11 protein-coding genes are annotated in these 18,596 nt (G+C 70.8%); 9 read left to right on the forward strand and 2 right to left on the reverse strand.

Going from position 1 to position 18,596, the window contains the following annotated elements:
• Window positions 1-66: 66 nt before the first annotated feature.
• The 7 genes from P7V53_RS00175 to pbpC all read left to right on the forward strand — a co-directional run bounded on the left by P7V53_RS00175 (window position 67) and on the right by pbpC (window position 15,724).
• Window positions 67-1,677: a 4-hydroxyphenylacetate 3-hydroxylase N-terminal domain-containing protein gene (locus tag P7V53_RS00175; RefSeq protein WP_280153455.1), complete on the forward strand. Its 1,611-nt coding sequence runs from the start codon at window positions 67-69 to the stop codon at window positions 1,675-1,677.
• A 137-nt stretch (window positions 1,678-1,814) separates the two neighbouring features.
• Window positions 1,815-2,336 carry a hypothetical protein gene (locus P7V53_RS00180; RefSeq protein ID WP_280153456.1) on the forward strand — a complete coding sequence of 174 codons (522 nt, stop codon included), beginning with the start codon at window positions 1,815-1,817 and terminating at the stop codon, window positions 2,334-2,336.
• Between the two features lie 7 nt (window positions 2,337-2,343).
• A complete protein-coding gene (locus P7V53_RS00185; RefSeq protein WP_280153457.1) occupies window positions 2,344-5,871 on the forward strand; it encodes a hypothetical protein in 3,528 nt (1,175 codons plus the stop codon).
• Between the two features lie 104 nt (window positions 5,872-5,975).
• Window positions 5,976-6,767 carry a transporter substrate-binding domain-containing protein gene (locus P7V53_RS00190; RefSeq protein WP_280153458.1) on the forward strand — a complete coding sequence of 264 codons (792 nt, stop codon included), beginning with the start codon at window positions 5,976-5,978 and terminating at the stop codon, window positions 6,765-6,767.
• 15 nt (window positions 6,768-6,782) lie between these two features.
• Entirely contained in the window at window positions 6,783-7,436 is a 654-nt protein-coding gene (locus P7V53_RS00195) for an amino acid ABC transporter permease (RefSeq protein WP_280153459.1), read from the forward strand.
• A 120-nt stretch (window positions 7,437-7,556) separates the two neighbouring features.
• Window positions 7,557-13,598: an MG2 domain-containing protein gene (locus P7V53_RS00200; protein WP_280153460.1), complete on the forward strand. Its 6,042-nt coding sequence runs from the start codon at window positions 7,557-7,559 to the stop codon at window positions 13,596-13,598.
• Window positions 13,595-15,724, forward strand: coding sequence for a penicillin-binding protein 1C (pbpC, locus tag P7V53_RS00205; RefSeq protein WP_280153461.1), 2,130 nt, complete (start codon window positions 13,595-13,597; stop codon window positions 15,722-15,724). The genes P7V53_RS00200 and pbpC overlap by 4 nt, the downstream gene beginning before the upstream one ends.
• Before the next feature lie 3 nt (window positions 15,725-15,727).
• On the opposite strand, the gene P7V53_RS00210 is transcribed toward pbpC, so the two are convergent.
• Window positions 15,728-16,330 (reverse strand): isochorismatase family cysteine hydrolase, encoded by a 603-nt coding sequence (locus tag P7V53_RS00210; RefSeq protein WP_280153462.1) that lies wholly within the window; start codon window positions 16,328-16,330, stop codon window positions 15,728-15,730.
• 136 nt (window positions 16,331-16,466) lie between these two features.
• Here P7V53_RS00210 and queE point away from each other — a divergent pair, with 136 nt between their 5' ends.
• Both queE and P7V53_RS00220 read left to right on the forward strand, forming a co-directional pair.
• Window positions 16,467-17,102, forward strand: a complete 636-nt coding sequence (queE, locus tag P7V53_RS00215; protein WP_280153463.1) for a 7-carboxy-7-deazaguanine synthase — start codon at window positions 16,467-16,469, stop codon at window positions 17,100-17,102.
• Window positions 17,102-17,485, forward strand: coding sequence for a 6-carboxytetrahydropterin synthase (locus P7V53_RS00220; RefSeq protein WP_280156652.1), 384 nt, complete (start codon window positions 17,102-17,104; stop codon window positions 17,483-17,485). Before queE ends, P7V53_RS00220 begins: the two co-directional genes overlap by 1 nt.
• Here P7V53_RS00220 and P7V53_RS00225 read toward each other — a convergent pair.
• On the reverse strand, window positions 17,457-18,590 hold the full coding sequence (locus P7V53_RS00225) for a metallophosphoesterase (RefSeq protein ID WP_280153464.1): 1,134 nt from the start codon (window positions 18,588-18,590) through the stop codon (window positions 17,457-17,459). The two genes, P7V53_RS00220 and P7V53_RS00225, sit on opposite strands and share 29 nt — an antisense overlap.
• Window positions 18,591-18,596 lie beyond the last annotated feature (6 nt).

Below are 18,596 nucleotides of genomic sequence, written 5' to 3' on the forward strand. Positions count from 1 at the left end.
GTGTAAACATTGACCAACGAATTGAACAGTGTTCAACTCGCACCACAACCGTTCAAGGTGCCTGCGATGAATGCTCCGCTCGAGGCTGCGCCGCACAAGGCCGATCTGATGTCGGGCGACGACTACCGCGAGTCCTTGCGCCGGTACCAGCCCAAGGTCTTCGTCGACGGCCGGGAGGTGAGCAGCGTGGCCGACGAGCCGGCCTTGCGGCCTGGCGTCAATGCGCTCGCGTTCACGTACGACTACGCCTTGCGCCCGGAGCTGGAGCCCATCGCGCTGGCGACACAGTGCTCGCGCGGGCGCGTGGTCAGCCGCATGCTGCACGTCGACGAATCGGCCGGCGACCTGCTGAACAAGCTGGAAGCCGTGCGGCTGCTGTGCCAGGAAACCGGCTGCGCCCAGCGCTACCTGGCGCACGACGCGTTGAACGGGATTGCGCAGGCGGTGGCCCGCATCGACGACGCAAAGGGCTCGACAGAGCACCGTGCTCGCTTCGCGGCGTACCTGGCGCATGTGCAGGACAACGACCTGGCGCTCGGGGTGGCCATGACGGACGCCAAAGGGGATCGCAGCAAGAGGCCGCACCAGCAGGCCAACCCGGACACCTATGTCCACATTGTCGAGCGCAGCGCCAAGGGCATCGTGATCAGCGGCACCAAGGCGATCGTCACCGGGGCGCCGTACATGCACGAGTTCCTGGTGATGCCGAGCCGCAACATGGGGCGGGAGGACGAGGACTTCGCGGTCTGCTGCGCGGTGCGCGTCGATGCTGCCGGCATCACCATCGTCTCGCGTCCGGCGGGGCGCCCCGGCGAGAAGCTGGAACACGGCGACGCGCTGTTCTCGCGCAAGTACGGCCAGTCCACGGCAGTCGTCATCTTCGACCGCGTCTTCGTTCCGTGGGAGCGGGTGTTCTGCGCGGGCGACTGGCAGCACAGCCATGTCCTGACCTACAGCTACGCCACGCACCATCGCCACAGCTGCATCGCGGCCCGAGCCGGCTTCGGCGACCTGCTGATCGGCGCCGGTGCGCTGATGTGCGAGGCGAACGGCCTGGACCCGGGCAGCAAGAGCAACCTTCGCGACCCGATGGTCGAGCTCATCACGATCACCGAGAGCTTCTACGCGTGCGGTGTCGCGGCCAGTGTGTACGCCACCCGGGACGAGTACAGCGGCACGTTCATGCCGGACCCGGTCTTCAGCAACATCGGCAAGCTGTTGCTCGCAACGAAGATCTACGACATGCACCGCATCGCGCACGAAGTCTCGGGTGGCCTCGTCGTCGCGCTGCCCGGCCCGGATGAAGACCACAACCCTGCCACGGCCGCGATGCTGTCCGAGGTGCTGCGGGCCGCCACCGACGTCTCCTATGACAAGCGAATCCAGACGGCCCGGTTCATCGAGGACCTGACCGCTTCCTACCAGGGCGGCTGGTACTCGGTGATCAGCCTGCACGGCGGCGGTTCGCCGGCGGCGATGAAGCAGGAGATCTGGCGCCACTACCCGGTGGGCTCGAAGGTCGAGCTGGTGGAGCGCCTGCTCGAGCGCGGGATGCTGCACGACGAGACGCGAGCCATCACGAAGAATCGGCAGCCCGGACGCTGCTGCGACAGCGGGTGCACCGCCCCGGGCCAACCGGTGATGGTTTCGCTGCCCCTGAGCCGGAAGGCCGAGTGAGCGCAACGCACTCACGCATTCACGCGCGCTTGCCCAGAAGACCTGCGGCACCCGGCGGCAACATCGACTGCTGCCGCCAGGCTTGACACCCGTGAGGCCGAGGAACCCAATACCGCACGGGGTCCAGAGGAGGAAAAATGCTGCGACGCTTCCTCGGCTGCGTGCTGCTCCTGGCCGCCTGCGCATTCGCGCAGGCAGGCGCGCAGAGCCCGGGTCCCGCGTCGGCGTCCGCCGCAGCAGCCGGGCCCACGGCGCTGCCGGCGCCTGCCGCTTCCCCGTCGGCATCCGATGCATGGCTCGGGCGCGCACGGACATCCGAGGCCACCGTGTCGTCGGATCCGACCCCATCGCTCATCGCAAGCGTCCTGCTCGCCACGAGTGCCTTGCTGCTCGCGGCCGGCGGGGTGTACCTGATGGTCGCCGGCCTCGCCAAACATACGCCGGAAGGTTTTTCCTTCCGGCGCCACATGGGTGGTTTCGGCGGAGGCAGCACGGGCTGGCAGCTGTCCGAGCAGCTGGTCGGCGTGCTGTGCGGCCTCGTGCTCGTGGCGCTCGCCACCGCGATCGCCATGCAGGTGACCATGATCCCCGGATCCGCCAGGACCGACGCGAAGGGGTCGCCGGCCGCGGGCGCATCGGCCGCTTCGGCCGCCAAGTGAGCCGCAGATGCCGATCCACATCCGCGAAGGGGCCGATCCGCTGAGCGATGCGTCGCTGCGCTCCGCGTCGGACGCTGCGCTCAAGAACATCCAGTCCGGCGCCGGCCGCGTGCTGCGCCTGGAGCTGACGCGGTATTGCAAGGGCGAGGTCAACGGCCGCTCCTTCCTCGTCGCGGGCCACCGTGGCGCGGGCAAGACGACGACGGTCGCCGATGCGCTCGACAGGGTCCTGCGCAAGAGCCGCAACCCCGGGGAAGGGCTGCTGCGGCCCCTGCCGATCTTCCTGCACGGACCGAGCCTCTTCGAGTTCGGCGCGAGCGATGCCTCGGACCGCGCGAAAGGCAAACGCGGGGCAAAGGCGCCGGACAGCATTGCCTTGCAGGCCGAGCAGGCGCTGCAGCAGATCATTCTCGGCGTGCATCGAGCGGTCGCGAAGGAATTCGTCCGCGCCTATCGCGAGCGGCTGGTGACCGACGCCACGTACGTCCCCGAGCCTGAACAGCTGAGGCGTGCCGAGCTTGCCGCGCAATTCGAGGTCGAGCTGGTGGAGGACCCTCCCGCGGCTCGACTGCGCGAGTTCTGGGACGCTGCGGGTGCCCTGGACAGCGGCGTTCTGTTCGACACGCCGTTCGCGCCCGACCAGGGCGGGCGCGAGCTGGTGGCCCTGAACGGCATGTGCAATGCGCACCAGCGCATCTCGGGCAACACCAACGCCCAGGACAAGACCGTCCGCGCGGAGGACACGGTGCAGGAGAGCGGATGGGGCCTCAACGCGCAGACCGCCGAGCTGGTCAAGCCGGTGGTCTCGATCCTGGCCGGCGCAGGCGTGGCCGGCGGCGTCGCTTCCGGGTCGGCGCATCTCGGCGCGGCGTTGTTTGCGGGCATCCTGACGGCGACCGCCGCGGCGGCGTTCTTCAAGAGCTCGTCGTCCACCAGCCGCAAGACGGGCCGGCAACTCGACACGGTGTTCATCCCGGACCTCACGCTGAAGACGCTCGACAGGATCCTGCCGACGCTGCTGGACCGGCTGCGCCAGGCCGGGCTCGCGCCCGTGCTCGTCATCGACGAGCTCGACAAGGTGCAGGGCCTTCCCGACCGGCTGGTCGCCATGATCCATTTCCTGAAGAAGCTCGTGGCGGAGAACGTCTTCACCTGCTTTCTCACCGACCGCGCGTACATGGAGCACCTGCGCACACAAGGGCGCTCCACGGCGTACGGCCGCGCGTACTCGTACTTCTCCCATCCGCTGCTCGTCACGTTCCGGCCGGCGGACATCGCTCGCTATCTCGACGACTTGCTCCAGGTCGACGAGCCTCTCGCGGGTACCGCGCCACCGCAAGCCACGCCCGCTGAGGCGGTCCCGCCGGTGCTCGTGCCCGACCCTGCCCCGGTACCGGCGCCGGTCAGCGGTCCGAAGGCCGACCCGCTCGACGTCGACAGGATCGACCTGCAGCTGCTGAAGTGGGTGCTGCGCCATCGGTCACAGCTGCACGCGCTGGCCCTGACGCGCGAGCTCTCGGCATTGCGCGGCGACGACGGGACGGTGCAGATCCGCCCCGGCGCCGTGCGCACCGAGCTCACGTACTGCATCGACGTCACCTTGCAGGTCGCGATCGAATTGCAGCTGCGCATGCCGCTGGTGCAGGGGTGGCTGCGCCAGCGGCCCGAAATGGTCCAGACGCTGTATGACGCGCTGTACTACGTGTCCCGGCAATGGCTTGCAGGAGCGCCCCACCTGGACCTCGGCTTCCGGGGTCGCGACGAGTTCGCCGAGGCGCTGACCAGCCGGATGAACCTCGACGAGCTGAACACGCCCGGGAAGGCGCCGCTTGCGGCATCGGCGCCGGTGGTGTCGAACGACGACCTGGCAGTGCTGAACACGGTGTTCAACGGCATCGTCGACTTTCTCTCGGGGGACAACGATGCCGCGCGCGCCAAGCTGCTGTGGGAAAGCCTGCCGATGGACGCCTCCGAGTCCGCGGCGCTGCTGCTGCCCGAGGTGATGGGCGCGCTGCTCCTCAAGGAAAACTCACTGCTGGTGAGCCAAGAGGGCAATGCCACGCTGCGGCACTGGCGCTACTGGCCGTCGGGCATCGAGCGGCAGGCAGGCGAGACCCAAGCCCCGGGGATGCGCATCTTCGACATCGCCGAGCTCGAGCCGGCGATGCGGTCGATCGAGAAGATCCGGGCCATCGAACGCAATCTCTCGACGCTGCTGGGGCAGTCGGTCCCCGTGGGCGCATCGCAGGACGTCTTCGGACTTCTGCAGGACAACGCGCGGGTGCTGCCCACGACGCCGGCCTGGTCGCGCGTGACGGACGCCATCCGCAACATCGACGCGACCTGGGTTGGAAGCGCCAACTTCGCGGTGTCGCCCGAAGACCTGCGAGCCGTCAAGCAGTTCGACGCCATGCTCGAGAGCCGCGGAAGCGACGTGGTTCGCATCCTGGCCGTCGCCCGCGCCTGCAGCGCGTTCCTCCGGGCCGAGCCTGAACCCGGCGTAGGAACCGGCGCGGCCTTGTTCATCCTCTCCGGCACGCTGGGCTTCGCCAGGGTCGACACCGCCGCCGCGGCCAACGCGGTGGCGGGCTGGCAGGCGGATGTCGTGCGCACCTACACGACCGAGGACCCCGGCCAGGTGCCGCAACAGCCGGCATCCATCGGGCTGAACGACGCCGGACTGATGCAGGCCATGGACAAGGCGCTGACAGAGGGGCGACGACTCGCCAGACAGGTGAAGTGGGAGCGAGTCGTTCGCGACGCCTGGGACGGCCTGCGGCGGCGCCTGACGAGGTTTGTCGAGGGCGGGGACGAGCCGCCGCTCGAGCTTGCCGAGATCCTGTGCGCTCTGGCGGGAAAGGGGCCCGCACGCTGGTTCGACAGGCCCTTCGCCAGCACGACTCTCAGCGGATGGAGCACGCTATTCTTGAACGTCGCGCTGGAGCCGGCGGACCCGGTCGAGCCCGGCGAAGAGAACCTTCCCTGGCTTGCCGTCGCGGCCTTGGCTCGGCTGGGGGCCCGGGCACTGCCGCCCGACCAGATCGACGCGCTCCTCGACTGGCTCGTGCAGGCACGAGGCTTCACTGGCGAAGGCATCGGCGCGGCGGCGCAGATCCTGAAAAGAGGCCGTCCCGCGTCCGTCCCCCAGGAAGGCGCGGCCCGCGTCGGCATCTGCCTCTCCTCCGGCGAATACTCTGCCTGGTATTGGTGGTCGAACCCACCGACCAAGGGACTGGTGTTCTTCTTCGACAGCGCGCGGCTGGAGGGCCACTGGGCGGACTTGAAGAGTCTGATGGCCGTGTTCCCCGACCCGGTGCCGGTCACCGTCGACGCGAGCAGCATCGGGGCGGAAAGCGCGTCCAACCTCATCACCAGCGGGCTCGGCTCCGACACCACGATTGTCTGGATCTACTCCCGGCGCGCGAAGGACATGCGCGAGCCGAACATCATCAACCCCGGCGGTCCGGACGATGTGCTGGACAAGGCGCCGCGTTCCGCGGGCGCCTCGCCGAGCCCGGCAGCGCCGGTCTCCTGAGCCGCACCGCCTCGCTGGGCGCACGCGGTCAGCGCATGTCCATGTTCGGATTTCGAGGATGGACCGGTGGCACCATCCGAGGCTTCCGACCCTGGAGACCCGCCATGAAGAACAAGTTCGTTGTCCCTCTTGCTGCCGCGCTGCTTGCCGGCGCCGCGCTCGGCGCCCACGCGGCCGACCTGCTCGACGACGTGAAGGCGCGCGGCACGTTGCGCATCGCCTGCGAAGGCACCTACCCGCCCTTCAACTACAAGGACGACAAGGGCCAGCTGACCGGCTTCGACGTGGAGATCGCGCGTGCGATCGCCGACAAGCTCGGGGTGAAGGCCGAGTTCACGACCACCGAGTGGAGCGGCATCCTGGCCGGGCTGCAGGCCGCCAAGTACGACGTGATCGTCAACCAGGTGGCGGCCACCGACAAGCGCCGCGAGACCTTCGACTTCAGCGAGCCCTACGTCATCTCCTACCCGCAGCTCATCGTGCGGGCCAACGAGACGCGCAAGCTGGAAACACCGGCCGACCTCAAGGGCAAGAAGATCGGTGTGGGCCAGGGAAGCAACTACGCCGACCTCGCCAAGGGGATCGAAGGCGCCGAGGTGCGCACCTACCCGGGGGCGACGGAGTACCTGCAGGACCTGGCCACCGGCCGCATCGATGCCGCCATCAACGACAGCCTGCTGATCCCGTACCTGCGCGAGAAGACCAGGCTGCCGGTGAAGGCCGGCGCGCCCATCGGCAAGCCCGAGAGCAACGCCATCCCGTTCCGCAAAGGCAATCCGAAGTTCCAGCAGGCCATCGACAAGGCGCTCAACGAGCTGAAGGCCGACGGCACCTACGCGAAGATCTCCACCAAGTGGTTCGAGCGCGACGTGAGCAAGCCGCCGGCGGCCCGCTGAGCCGGTCCGACGGGCATGGACCTGCAGTCGCTCATCGCGCTGGCGTGGCCGGTCATGGTCAAGGGCACCGGCTACACGCTCCTGTTCGCCATCGCCTCGATGGTTCTCGGCCTGCCGCTGGCGGCCCTCATCACGCTGGTCCGCGTGCTTCGCGTGCGGCTGCTGCAGCCGTTCATGGCCTTGTACGTGAGCGCCATGCGCGGCACGCCGCTGCTGGTCCAGGTCTTCATCATCTATTACGGGCTGCCCAGCATCGGAATCGAGTTCTCGCCGATCACGGCCGGCATCCTGTCGTTGACGCTCAACGTCGCGGCCTACATGAGCGAGACGCTGCGCGGGGCGATCGGTGCGGTGGCGCAGGGGCAGTGGCTGGCCGGCACCAGCCTCGGGCTGACACGCCGCCAGACCCTGCGCTACGTGATCGCGCCGCAGGCGCTGAGGGCGGCGGTGCCCAGCCTTTCCAACAGCCTGATCAGCCTCATCAAGGACACCTCGCTGGTGTCGGTGATCGCCGTGACGGAGCTGATGCTGGCCACGAAGGAATTGATCTCGACCACCTTCCAGCCTTTCCCGCTGTACGTGGCGGCCGCCGGGATCTACTGGATCCTGAGCCTCAGCTTCGAGCAACTGCAGCGCCGGATGGAGCAGCGGCTCGCGTTTCCGCATTGACCAGGCGCCTCGAGCGCAGCTCTCGACCGCGGCCGCAGGGCAGCTGACGCCTTCACGCCGACTTCACCTCGGGCGCGCATCGGCTGGCTAGACTGCGGCCGCACCCCCGACGAGGAGACGATGCAGCCCGCCTTCCTGCTGCGCGCCGCAGGCGCGATCGCCCTGTCATCGACCGCGGCGCTTGCCGCGGCCGCCACGATGGCCACCTTCTCGCCGCAGGGCGAGGTCGCGCAGGTCCGCCAGGCCCGTGCAAGCTTCTCGCAGGCCATGGTCCGCTTCGGTGATCCGCGCCTGCCGTCGCCCTTCGACATCGCCTGCGCCAACCCGACGCCCCTCACCGGCAGCGCCCGATGGGTCGACGACAGGACCTGGGTCTACGACTTCACCCGCGACGTGCCGGCGGGCGTGCGCTGCGAGTTCAAGCTGAAGCCCGGGATCAAGGCCTTGAACGGCGATGCGGTCACCGGCGCGACCGAGTTCCGCTTCGGCACCGGCGGACCGGCGATCGTGCGCGCCTATCCGCAGCCGGGCGACCACTCGACGGTGGAAGAAGAGCAGGTCTTCGTGCTGCTGCTCAACGGCCCGGCCACGCCGGCCAGCATCGAGAAGAACGGCTACTGCGAAGTCTCCGGCATCGGCGAGCGCGTCGGCCTGAAGGTCATCTCCGGCCCCGTGCGCGAGGCGATCCTCAAGGCGGTGAACCTGGTGCCGCAGCAGGCGCGTGCGGTCACCGTGCAATGCGCCCGGCCCTTGCCGAGCGATGCGCGTGTCGAGGTGGCGTGGGGCGCCGGCATCGCGACGCCCTCCGGCGTGGCGACCACCGCCGAGCGCCGCCTCGGCTACCGCGTGCGCAAGCCCTTTGCCGCCAGCTTCACCTGCGAGCGCGTCAACTCGCGCGCCGACTGCCTGCCGATACGCCCGCTGCGCGTCGAGTTCTCGTCGCCGGTGCCGCGCCGGTTCGCCGAGCGCATCGTGCTGGTGGCGCCCGACGGCGCGCGCAAGCCGGTGATGGAGCAGGGACGCGGCGAGAACGCGGAGCAGCTCATCTCCTTCGGCGAAGGGACGCTGCGCAAGTTCCTGTACATCTTCCGGCGCAGCCCCGGCGAAGCCTCCGCCGATCCGGCGGACAGCGGCGTGAGCGCGGTGCAGTTCAGCGCGCCGCTGCCCGAGAACGCGAAGCTGCGCATCGAGCTGCCGCAGGACCTGCGCGACGACGCGGGCCGTGCGCTCGGCAACGCCGACGCCTTTCCGCTGGAGACCCGCACCGCCGCGGCGCCCGCGCTGGTGAAGTTCCCGGCCGCCACCTTCGGCGTGCTGGAGCTGAACGCCGAGCCGACCCTTCCGGTGACGCTGCGCCAGGTCGAGGCCGATCTGAAGACGCAGGCGGTGAGCCTCGCGCCCGGCGCGGTCCGCGACCTGCGCGTCGCCGACGACGCGGCCGTCATCGAATGGCTGGCGCGCGTGAAGCGCTACGACGAGAACCAGCTGCCGCGCGCGGAGGTGGAGCGCGAGCTCGGCATCAGGCTGCCCGCGCCGGCCAGGAGCGCGAAAGGCCGCGACGACGACGAAGGCGACCTGGTGCAGACGCGCAGCCTGAGCCTGCTGAGCCGCGACCGCGCTGCGCGCCGCCTCAGCCTCCCGCTCGCCGGCGCGACCGAGCCACGGCCGTTCGAGGTGGTCGGCATTCCGCTGCCGCAGGCCGGCTTCCATGTCGTCGAGATCGAGTCGCCCCGGCTCGGCGCCGCGCTGCTCGGCCGCAATTCGCCCCTGTACGTGCGCACCAGCGTGCTGGTGACCAACCTGGGGGTGCACTTCAAGTGGGGCGCGGTCAATTCGGTGGTGTGGGTCACCACGCTGGACACCGCGCGGCCGGTGGCCGATGCGCAGCTGCAGATTTCCGACTGCCGTGGCGACGTCGTCTGGAAGGGCCGCAGCGACGCCAACGGCCACGCCCTCGTCGCGCAGGAGCTGCCGCGCCTGCCCTGGAACCATTGCCACGGCCGCGACGGCGGCGACAGCGGGCGCGAGGCAGGCTATTTCGTCAGCGCCCGCAGCACCGATGCCGCCGGCCACGCCGACATGGCGTTCGTCTGGTCGACCTGGAGCGAGGGCATCGAGGCCTGGCGCTTCCACATCGACACCAGCGCCCAGGGCATCGCCTCGCAGAACCGCTTCCACTCGGTGCTCGACCGCAGCCTGCTGCGCGCGGGACAGAAAGTCTCGATGAAGCACCACGCCCGGCGCGAGCTGATGAGCGGACTGGCGCTGGTCGAGCCGAGCGAGCTGCCGGCCGAGCTGCGCATCGTGCACGAGGGCTCCGGCCAGAAGTTCACCCAGCCGCTCCAGTGGCGCGCAGGGCGCCATGCGGAGTCGAGCTTCGAGATCCCCGCGGCCGCCCGGCTCGGCGTCTACCGCGTGAGCCTGGCCAACGCGCGCGAGTCGCACCAGACGGCCAGCTTTCGCGTCGAGGAGTTCCGCCTGCCGGTGCTCGCCGGACGCATCGTGCCGCCCAAGGGCGCGCTGGTGCAGCCCCGGGACCTCGCGCTGGGCCTGCAGGTCGACTACACCAACGGCGGCGGCGCGTCCGGACTGCCGGTGCGGGTGTCGGCGCAGATGCGCGATGCCGATGTGGGCGCGCTGGTGCACGCCGAGCGCTATCCGGGATTCCGCTTCGAGCCGCCGCGCGATCCGCGCGACCCGAACGCCCGCTCGCCTTTCTCGGAGGACTACGTCGACGAGGACGACGAGAGCCGCAGCACCGGTGCGCGCGACGAAGGCGCGCAGCTGGTGGCCAACAAGCTTGCGCTGACCCTGGACAAGAACGGCGCCGGCACCATCACGCTGCCCGGCCTGCCGGCCTTGCGCAAGCCGCGCGAACTGCTGGTGCAGGCGACCTACGCCGATCCCAACGGCGAGATCCAGACGCTGAGCCAGACCCTGCCGGCGTGGCCGTCGGGCCTGGTCCTCGGCGTGCGCGCCGATTCGTGGGTGTCGGTGAAGCAGAAGCTCGCCACGCAGGTGGTGGTACTCGACACTGCCGGCAAGCCGGCCGCCAGGGTGGACGTGAAGCTGCGCGCCGTGGCGCACAAGACCAGCTCGGTGCGACGGCGGCTGGTGGGCGGCTTCTATGCCTATGACAACCGCAACGCGGCCGAAGACCTGGGGCAGGTCTGCGCCGGCACCAGCGATGCGCGAGGGCTGGTGCTGTGCGACGTGGCGCTGAAGTCGCCGGGCCAGGTCGAGCTGGTCGCCGAGGCGCAGGACGCCGCCGGCCATGCGGCGCGCGCGGCCGCGTCGGTCTGGGTCACCCAGCAGGGCGAGGTCTGGTTCGGCGGCGACAACCAGGACCGCATGGACGTGATTCCCGAGCAGCGCAGCTACGAGCCCGGCCAGACCGCGAAGCTGCAGGTGCGCAGCCCGTTCCGGCACGCGACCGCGCTGGTGGCGATCGAGCGCAACGGCATCCTCGAGACGCGGACGGTCGAGCTCCATGGCCGCGATCCGACGATCGAGCTGCCGGTGAAGGCCGAGTGGGCGCCCAACGTCTACGTCTCGGTGCTGGCGGTGCGGGGGCGCCTGCGCGAGGTGCCGTGGTATTCGCTGTTCACCTGGGGCTGGCGTTCGCCCTCGCAGTGGTGGCGCGCGTACCGCGACGAAGGCCAGGTGCACCAGCCGCCGACGGCGATGGTCGATCTGTCCAAGCCGGCGTTCAGGTACGGCATCGCCGAGATCGAGGTGGGCATCGCGGGCCACCGGCTGCAGGTCGAGGTGACACCTGACAAGACGAGCTATCCCATCCGCTCGACCAGCCGCGTGCGCGTGAAGGTGAGCCTGCCCGGCGGCCAGCCGGCGCCGGCGGGCACCGAGGTCGCGCTCGCCGCGGTCGACGAGGCGCTGCTCGAGCTGATGCCCAACGACAGCTGGGACCTGCTGAAGGCGATGATCCGCAAGCGCGGCTACGGTGTCGAGACGGCGACCGCGCAGATGCAGATCATCGGCAAGCGCCACTACGGCAAGAAAGCCGCGCCGGCGGGCGGCGGCGGCGGGCAGTTCCCGACGCGCGAGCTGTTCGACACGCTGCTGCTGTGGAACCCGCGTGTGCTGCTCGACGCCCGCGGCGAGGCGCAGGTCGACGTGCCGCTCAACGACGCGCTGACCTCGTTTCGCATCGTCGCCATCGCCGACGTGGTGCAGGGCGGCGACGCCGCGCTGTTCGGCACCGGGCGCGCCACCATTCGCACCACGCAGGATCTGCAGATCGCTTCGGGTGTGCCGCCGCTGGTGCGCGAAGGCGATCGCTACCGCGCCATGTTCACGCTGCGCAACAGCACGCCGGCCGCGGTCGAGGCCACGCTCACGGCGCAGGTCGGCACGACGGCGCTGGCGCCGCAGAAGGTGCGCATCGCGGCCAACGCCGCAGCCGAGGCAGGCTGGGACGTGGACGTGCCCTTCGACGCCAGGCAACTCGAATGGACGGTGGCCGCCGAAGCCGGCGCGAACCGCGACCGCATGAAGATCCAGCAGGCGGTGCGCGAGGCGATTCCCGTGCGCGTGCAGCAGGCCACGCTGTCGCAGCTCGACGGGACGGCGGCGATGCCGGTGGCGCCGCCCGCGAGTGCCGTGGCCACCGCGCAAGGCGTGCTGCGCGGCGGCGTGGAGGTGTCGCTGCGGCCGCGCCTCGGCGACGGGCTGCAGGGCGTGCGCGAGTACTTCGAGCGTTATCCGTGGAGCTGCCTGGAGCAGCGTGCGTCGGTCGCGCTGGGCCTGCGCGATGCCGAACGCTGGCGCAGCGTCGCCAGCCAGCTGCCGCTGTACCTCGACGAGGACGGCCTGGCCAACTACTTCCCGCCGGCCACCGGCTGGCGCAGCACCGGCAGCGACACGCTGACCGCCTACCTGCTGTCGGCCAGCGACGAGGCGCGGCGCCTCGGCCACGACTTCGCGATCCCGGAGGACACCCGCTCGAAGATGGAGCGCGGGCTCATCGCCTTCGTCGAAGGACGCGTCAAGCGCGACTTCTGGGTGCCGGCCTTCCTGCGCAACGGCGACCTCGAGGTGCGCAAGCTGGCGGCGCTCGAAGCGCTGTCGCGCAGCGGCAAGGTGCGTCCCAGGCTGCTCGACTCGATCCAGGTGCTGCCCCACCAGTGGCCCACCGGGGCGGTGATCGACTGGCTGATGGTGCTCGAGCGCAGCAAGGAGATTCCCGAGCGCGACAGGCGCATCGCCGAGGCCGAGCAGATCCTGCGGGCGCGACTCGACGTGCAGGGCTCGCGGCTCGGCTTCTCGACCGAGCGCGACGACAGCTGGTGGTGGCTGATGGTCAACGGCGACGTCAACAGCACGCGCATGGTCCTGGGCGTGCTCGACCGGGCCGCATGGCGGGACGACCTGCCGCGGCTGGTCGCCGGCACGCTGCAGCGGCAGCAGTTCGGCCGCTGGTCGACGACCACGGCCAACGTGTGGGGGTCGCTGGCGATGGAGGCGTTTTCGCGGCGCTTCGAGCGCGAGCCGGTGTCCGGCAGCACGCGTGTCGGCTTCGAGTCCGCGGCCGCGCCGCAGGCGCTGGACTGGAGCAGGTCGCCCGGCGGCGCGACGCTGCCGCTCGGCTGGCCAGCCGGCTTCGCCGTGGGTGGTGCAAAGGCCGACGCGGTGATCCAGGTCCAGCACCAGGGCGCGGGCAAGCCGTGGCTGGCCCTCGCCAGCAAGGCGGCCGTGCCGGTGACGGCGCCGATCGCCAGCGGCTATCGCATCACCAGGACGGTGACCCCGGTGGAGCACAAGGCCACCGGCGCGTGGTCGCGCGGCGATGTGCTGCGGGTGCGGCTCGACATCGATGCCCAGGCCGACATGACCTGGGTGGTGATCGCCGATCCGGTGCCGGCCGGCGCGACGCTGCTCGGCAGCGGACTCGGCCGCGACGACAAGCTCAATCGCAGCGGCGAGAAGCAGGACGGGCGCGCCTGGCTGGCCTACGAGGAGCGCGGCTTCGAGGGATTCCGCGCGTACTACCGCTACCTGCCCAAGGGTGCCTTCAGCGTCGAGTACACCATGCGCCTGAACAACCCAGGTCGATTCGGCCTGCCGGCCACGCGCGTGGAGGCGATGTACGCGCCCGAGATGTTCGGCGAGGCGCCGAACGCGGCGATGGTGGTGCAGCCATGAGACGCGCCGCCGTCGCCGTGGCGTGCCTGCTGGGGAGCGCGGCGGTGTGGGCCGTGCCCGGTTTCGGCGAGGTGAAGGCGGCGTACCGGACGTCCGATACCGTGGTGCTCGACCGCCACGGCGCGGTGCTGCAGCGCGTGCGCACCGACCCGCGGCAGCGCCGGCTCGACTGGGTGCCGCTGCACGAGGTGTCGCCCGCGTTCCGCCATGCGCTGCTGCTGTCCGAGGACAAGCGCTTCCACGAGCACTCGGGTGTCGACTGGCCGGCCGTCGGCGCCGCGGCCTGGGGCAATCTCTGGAGCTCGCGCACGCGCGGCGCATCGACCGTCACGATGCAGCTGGCGGGCCTGATCGACGAGGGACTCGCCACGCCGCACGGCGGCCGCTCGGTCGGGGCCAAGCTGGGGCAGGCCCGCGTGGCCTGGCAGCTAGAGCGCGGCTGGAGCAAGGACCAGATCCTCGAGGCATACCTCAACCTCGTCGCCTTCCGCGGCGAAGTGGTCGGCATCGGCGCCCTCTCGGCGACGCTGTTCCGCAAGCTTCCGAGCGGCCTCGACGCGGTGGAATCGGCAGTCGCCGCTGCATTGATCCGCGCGCCCAACGCCAGGCCGCACGACGTGGCGCAGCGGGCCTGCAGGGTGCTCGCCGCACAGGGCCGCGGCGCCGCTTGCGAAACGCTGTCGGCCTACACGCAGCAGGTGCTGGCCGGCCGCCACGGCGACGTGCTCGATGCCGACGCGCAGCTCGCCCCGCATGCGGCCCGCCGCGTGGTCGCCGGCGCGGCGCCGGGGGCCACGCTGCGAACGACGCTCGATGCGGGCATCCAGCGCCACGCACGCGACACCTTGCGCCGCCAGCTGGTCGAGCTGCGCGAGCGGCACGTCGAAGACGGCGCGGTCATCGTCATCGACAACCGCAGCGGCGAGGTACTCGCCTGGGTCGGGTCCAGCGGCACGCTGTCGCAGGCCGCGGACGTCGACGGGGTGCTTGCGCCGCGCCAGGCGGGCTCGACGCTGAAGCCCTTCCTTTACGGCCTGGCCCTCGAAGCGCGCTGGCTCACCGCCGCATCGCTGCTCGACGACTCGCCGGTGGGACTGTCCACCGCGGCGGGCCTGTACCTGCCGCAGAACTACGACCATCGATTCAAGGGACCGGTCACCCTGCGCACCGCGCTCGGCGCCTCGCTCAACGTGCCGGCGGTGCGCACGCTGGTGCTGGTCACCCCGGAGCGCTTTGCGCAGCGCCTGCGTGCGCTGGGCATGAACCTGCCGCGCAACGGCGACTACTACGGCTACAGCCTGGCGCTCGGCTCCGCCGAGGTCACGCTGGCCGACCTGGCCAATGCATACCGGGCGCTGGCCAACGGCGGCGCAACGGCGCCGCTGCGCCTGCGGCCCGGCGATGTGTCGCCATCATCGCGACCGGTGATGGACCCGGGCGCGAGCTTCATCGTCGCCGACATCCTGGCCGACCGTGAAGCGCGCGTGCCGACCTTCGGCCTGGACAACGCGCTGTCGCCGCGCTATTGGGCGGCGGTGAAGACAGGCACCAGCAAGGACATGCGCGACAACTGGTGCGTGGGCTTCACGCGCCGCTACACCGTGGGCGTGTGGGTGGGCAACGCCGGCGGCGAGCCGATGCGGGACGTGTCCGGCGTGACAGGCGCCGCGCCGGTGTGGCGGGCGGTGATGGACGAGCTCGAGCGGCAGGCCGAGCGCACGCCGACGTCCACGCCGCCGCGTGGGGTGGTGATGCGGCGCGTGCGCTTCGAGGCCGCGGTCGAACCTTCGCGCGACGAATGGTTTCTCGCGGGCACCGAGCTTGAAGAGGTGAGCGCGGCCACCGCCCTGGCACGGGCGAGCGCGCGCATCAACTCGCCGGCCGATCGCAGCGTGATCGCGCTCGATCCCGACATTCCGCCCCACGCGCAGCAGCTGGCCGTGACGGCGGTCACCGGCACGCCGGCGTCGTGGAGCTGGCGCCTGGACGGCCAGCGCATCGGCACGGCGGGACGCGAGCTGCGATGGACCCTGCGCCTGGGCGCCCACCGGCTCGAGCTGGTCGATGCGAAGGGGCGGGTGGTGGAGAGCGCGCGCTTCGAGGTGCGCGGCGCACAGCCCCGGTAAGCGCTACGACGACCGCGGCAACCGTATCCGCCGCGACGGCGTCGTGCGGATGTCCAGCGCCTGCTCGAAATGCTCGATCGCGCGCCGGTTGCGCTCGTCGCTCTGCGAGGCGACGCAGTCGCGCGGCACCAGCACCTCGTAGTCGTGCATGCGGGCGGCGACCGCGGTGGTGACCACGCACTGGTCCGACGCCGCGCCGGTGACGAACAGCTTCACCGCCTTCAGGTGCTGCAGCAGCAGGTCGAGCGGCGTGCCGAAGAAGGCCGAGTGCTTGGGCTTGAGCACGAAGTAGTCGTCCTCGTGGGGCAGCAGCAGCTGGGTGATGCCGGCCCCGTCGCCGCCGACGGCCAGCGAGCCCGCGACCACGTCGCGGAAGTCGGAGCGCCACTGGCCGCGGTTGTCGTTGGCGTAGATCACCGGCACGCCCGCCCGGCGGCAGCGGCGCTTGAATGCCGCGATCGGCGGCGCGATCGCGGCGGCCGGCGGCAGCAGCTTGTCCGCATCGGCAAAGCGCCAGTCGCTGATCATGTCGACGATCAGCAGCGCACAGCCGCCGGCGGCGTCGCGGCCGGCGAGGGCGTTGCGCGGTTTGGGACGGGACGGCATCCTCGTCGACCAGCAGGCCTTGTGCCCGCCTCGGTAAAATGAGGGCCTTCGCCGCGGCGCCCGCCGCGGTCTCGCGCGGCTCCCCTTCGAGCCCGCCTGCTGCGACCCGCGCGCAGCCCCACGAAAGTTGTCGGCGATGACCTACCAGGTCAAGGAAATCTTCTACACCCTGCAAGGCGAAGGCGCGAATGCCGGTCGCCCTGCCGTGTTCTGCCGCTTCGCCGGCTGCAATCTGTGGAGCGGCCGCGAGGAGGATCGCGCGAGCGCGGTGTGCCGCTTCTGCGACACCGATTTCGTCGGCACCGACGGACCCGACGGCGGCAGGTTCCGGCAGCCCGACGAGCTGGCGGCGGCGATCGCGTCGCGCTGGACCGGCGCTGACGACGCCTCGCGCTTCGTGGTGTTCACCGGCGGCGAGCCGCTGCTGCAGCTCGACGAGACGCTCATCGCCGCCGTGCACGCGCGCGGCTTCGAGATCGCCGTGGAGACCAACGGCAGCCTCGCCGCGCCGGCGGGCATCGACTGGATCTGCGTGAGTCCCAAGGCCGGCGCGCCGCTGGTGCAGCGGCACGGGCACGAGCTGAAGGTGGTCGTGCCGCAGCCGGGGCTGTCGCTCGACGAGCTGGCCGCCCTGCCCTTCGGCCGCCGCTACCTGCAACCCATGGACGGCCCGGCCCGCGAGGCCCACACGCAATGGGCGATCGCCCAGTGCCTGCGCGATCCGCGCTGGCGCCTGAGCGTGCAGACGCACAAGGTGCTGGGAATCCGATGATGGTCTACGAACTCTCGCAGCGCTTCCAGTTCGAGGCCGCCCACACCCTCGAACGCGACATCGAGGCCGAGTCGAGCCGGCGCATCCACGGCCACACCTACCACGCCGAGGTCACGCTGCGCGGCTCGCCGGATCCGGCGACCGGGATGCTGATGGACCTCGGACACTTCCGGCGCGTCATCGGCGAGGTGCAGGCGCTGCTGGACCATCACCTGCTCAACGAGGTCGAAGGGCTGGGCAAGCCGACGCTCGAAGGGCTGTGCGCCTTCATCGCCGGGCGCCTGCGGCCGGCCTTGCCGCTGTTGGCGGCGGTGAAGGTGTGGCGGGCATCGGGCGATGCCTGCAAGCTGATCCTCACGCCCGCACCAGCCGCAACGCCGTGATCTCCGAAGGCGCCGCAAAGCGCTTCGGCGGCCCCCAGTAGCCGGTCCCCCGGCTCACATAGACCCACAGTGCACCCAGTCGATGCAGGCCGGCGGTGAACGGCTGCTGGAAGCGCACGAAGTGGTTCCACGGCCAGAACTGCCCGCCGTGGGTGTGGCCTGACAGCTGCAGGTCGAAGCCGGCCCGCACGGCGGCCTCCGCGCTGCGCGGCTGGTGCGCCAGCAGCAGCTTGACCGCGGCCTCGCCCGACGCGCCGGCGAGCGCGGCTTGCGGATCGCTGCGCTGCGCGCCGTCGAAGTGGTGGGCGCTGTAGTCGGTCACGCCGGCGACCAGCAGCATGGCGCCACCATGGCGCAGCAGGACATGCTCGTTGAGCAGCACCCGCATGCCGAGGCGGCGCAGCTCGGCGATCCACGGCGCGGCGCCGGAGTAGTACTCGTGGTTGCCGGTGACGAAGTACGTGCCGTGCCGCGAGCGCAGCGAGGCCAGCGGCGCCACATGCGGGGCCAGCTCCTGCACGCGACCGTCGACCAGGTCGCCGGTCACCGCCACCATGTCGGCGCCCAGGCGGTTGACGGCGTGCACGATCGCCTCGACGTAGTCGCCGCCGATCGTCGGCCCGACGTGCACGTCGCTGATCTGCGCGATCGTGAAGCCTTCGAGCGCGGCCGGCAGTCCGGCGATGGGCACGTCCACCCGCACGACCGAAGCCGTGCGGCGTGCGTTGAGGAAGCCCCATGCGGTGAGCACCAGGGCGAGCAGCGGCACTGCGCGGCCGCTGAGCGCCGTCAGCGTGTCCGTGTCCAGCCCGCCGGGGACGAGCGCGGCCACGATCGCCGCCGCGAGCAGCAGCACCTCGCGCAGCAGCGTCAGCACCAGCAGCGAGGAGAACAGGCCCAGGCACAGGTAGCCGGTCCACGTCAGCACGCGCGCCCAGCGCGGCGAGCGTGTCCGCGCGCCGCGCAGGCCCAGCGGCAGAACGACGGCGCTGACGGCGAGCACGAGCAGCAGCGCGGCGGCCGCGAGGGGCCAGGGACTCCAGGCAGGCACCAGCCGCCACACCATGAACAGGTGCAGCAGGCACGACAGGACGATCAGGCGCATCGCGGA

It is taken from the genome of Piscinibacter sp. XHJ-5, from assembly GCF_029855045.1.
In the GTDB taxonomy this organism is placed as follows: Bacteria; Pseudomonadota; Gammaproteobacteria; order Burkholderiales; family Burkholderiaceae_C; genus Albitalea.

What these genes read in the sequence shown, in the direction of transcription:
- P7V53_RS00175 (WP_280153455.1), top strand. Translation starts at nt 67, where the DNA reads ATGAATGCTCCGCTCGAGGCTGCGCCGCACAAGGCCGATCTGATGTCG.
- P7V53_RS00180 (WP_280153456.1), top strand. Translation starts at nt 1,815, where the DNA reads ATGCTGCGACGCTTCCTCGGCTGCGTGCTGCTCCTGGCCGCCTGCGCA.
- P7V53_RS00185 (WP_280153457.1), top strand. Translation starts at nt 2,344, where the DNA reads ATGCCGATCCACATCCGCGAAGGGGCCGATCCGCTGAGCGATGCGTCG.
- P7V53_RS00190 (WP_280153458.1), top strand. Translation starts at nt 5,976, where the DNA reads ATGAAGAACAAGTTCGTTGTCCCTCTTGCTGCCGCGCTGCTTGCCGGC.
- P7V53_RS00195 (WP_280153459.1), top strand. Translation starts at nt 6,783, where the DNA reads ATGGACCTGCAGTCGCTCATCGCGCTGGCGTGGCCGGTCATGGTCAAG.
- P7V53_RS00200 (WP_280153460.1), top strand. Translation starts at nt 7,557, where the DNA reads ATGCAGCCCGCCTTCCTGCTGCGCGCCGCAGGCGCGATCGCCCTGTCA.
- pbpC (WP_280153461.1), top strand. Translation starts at nt 13,595, where the DNA reads ATGAGACGCGCCGCCGTCGCCGTGGCGTGCCTGCTGGGGAGCGCGGCG.
- P7V53_RS00210 (WP_280153462.1), bottom strand. Translation starts at nt 16,330, where the DNA reads ATGCCGTCCCGTCCCAAACCGCGCAACGCCCTCGCCGGCCGCGACGCC.
- queE (WP_280153463.1), top strand. Translation starts at nt 16,467, where the DNA reads ATGACCTACCAGGTCAAGGAAATCTTCTACACCCTGCAAGGCGAAGGC.
- P7V53_RS00220 (WP_280156652.1), top strand. Translation starts at nt 17,102, where the DNA reads ATGGTCTACGAACTCTCGCAGCGCTTCCAGTTCGAGGCCGCCCACACC.
- P7V53_RS00225 (WP_280153464.1), bottom strand. Translation starts at nt 18,590, where the DNA reads ATGCGCCTGATCGTCCTGTCGTGCCTGCTGCACCTGTTCATGGTGTGG.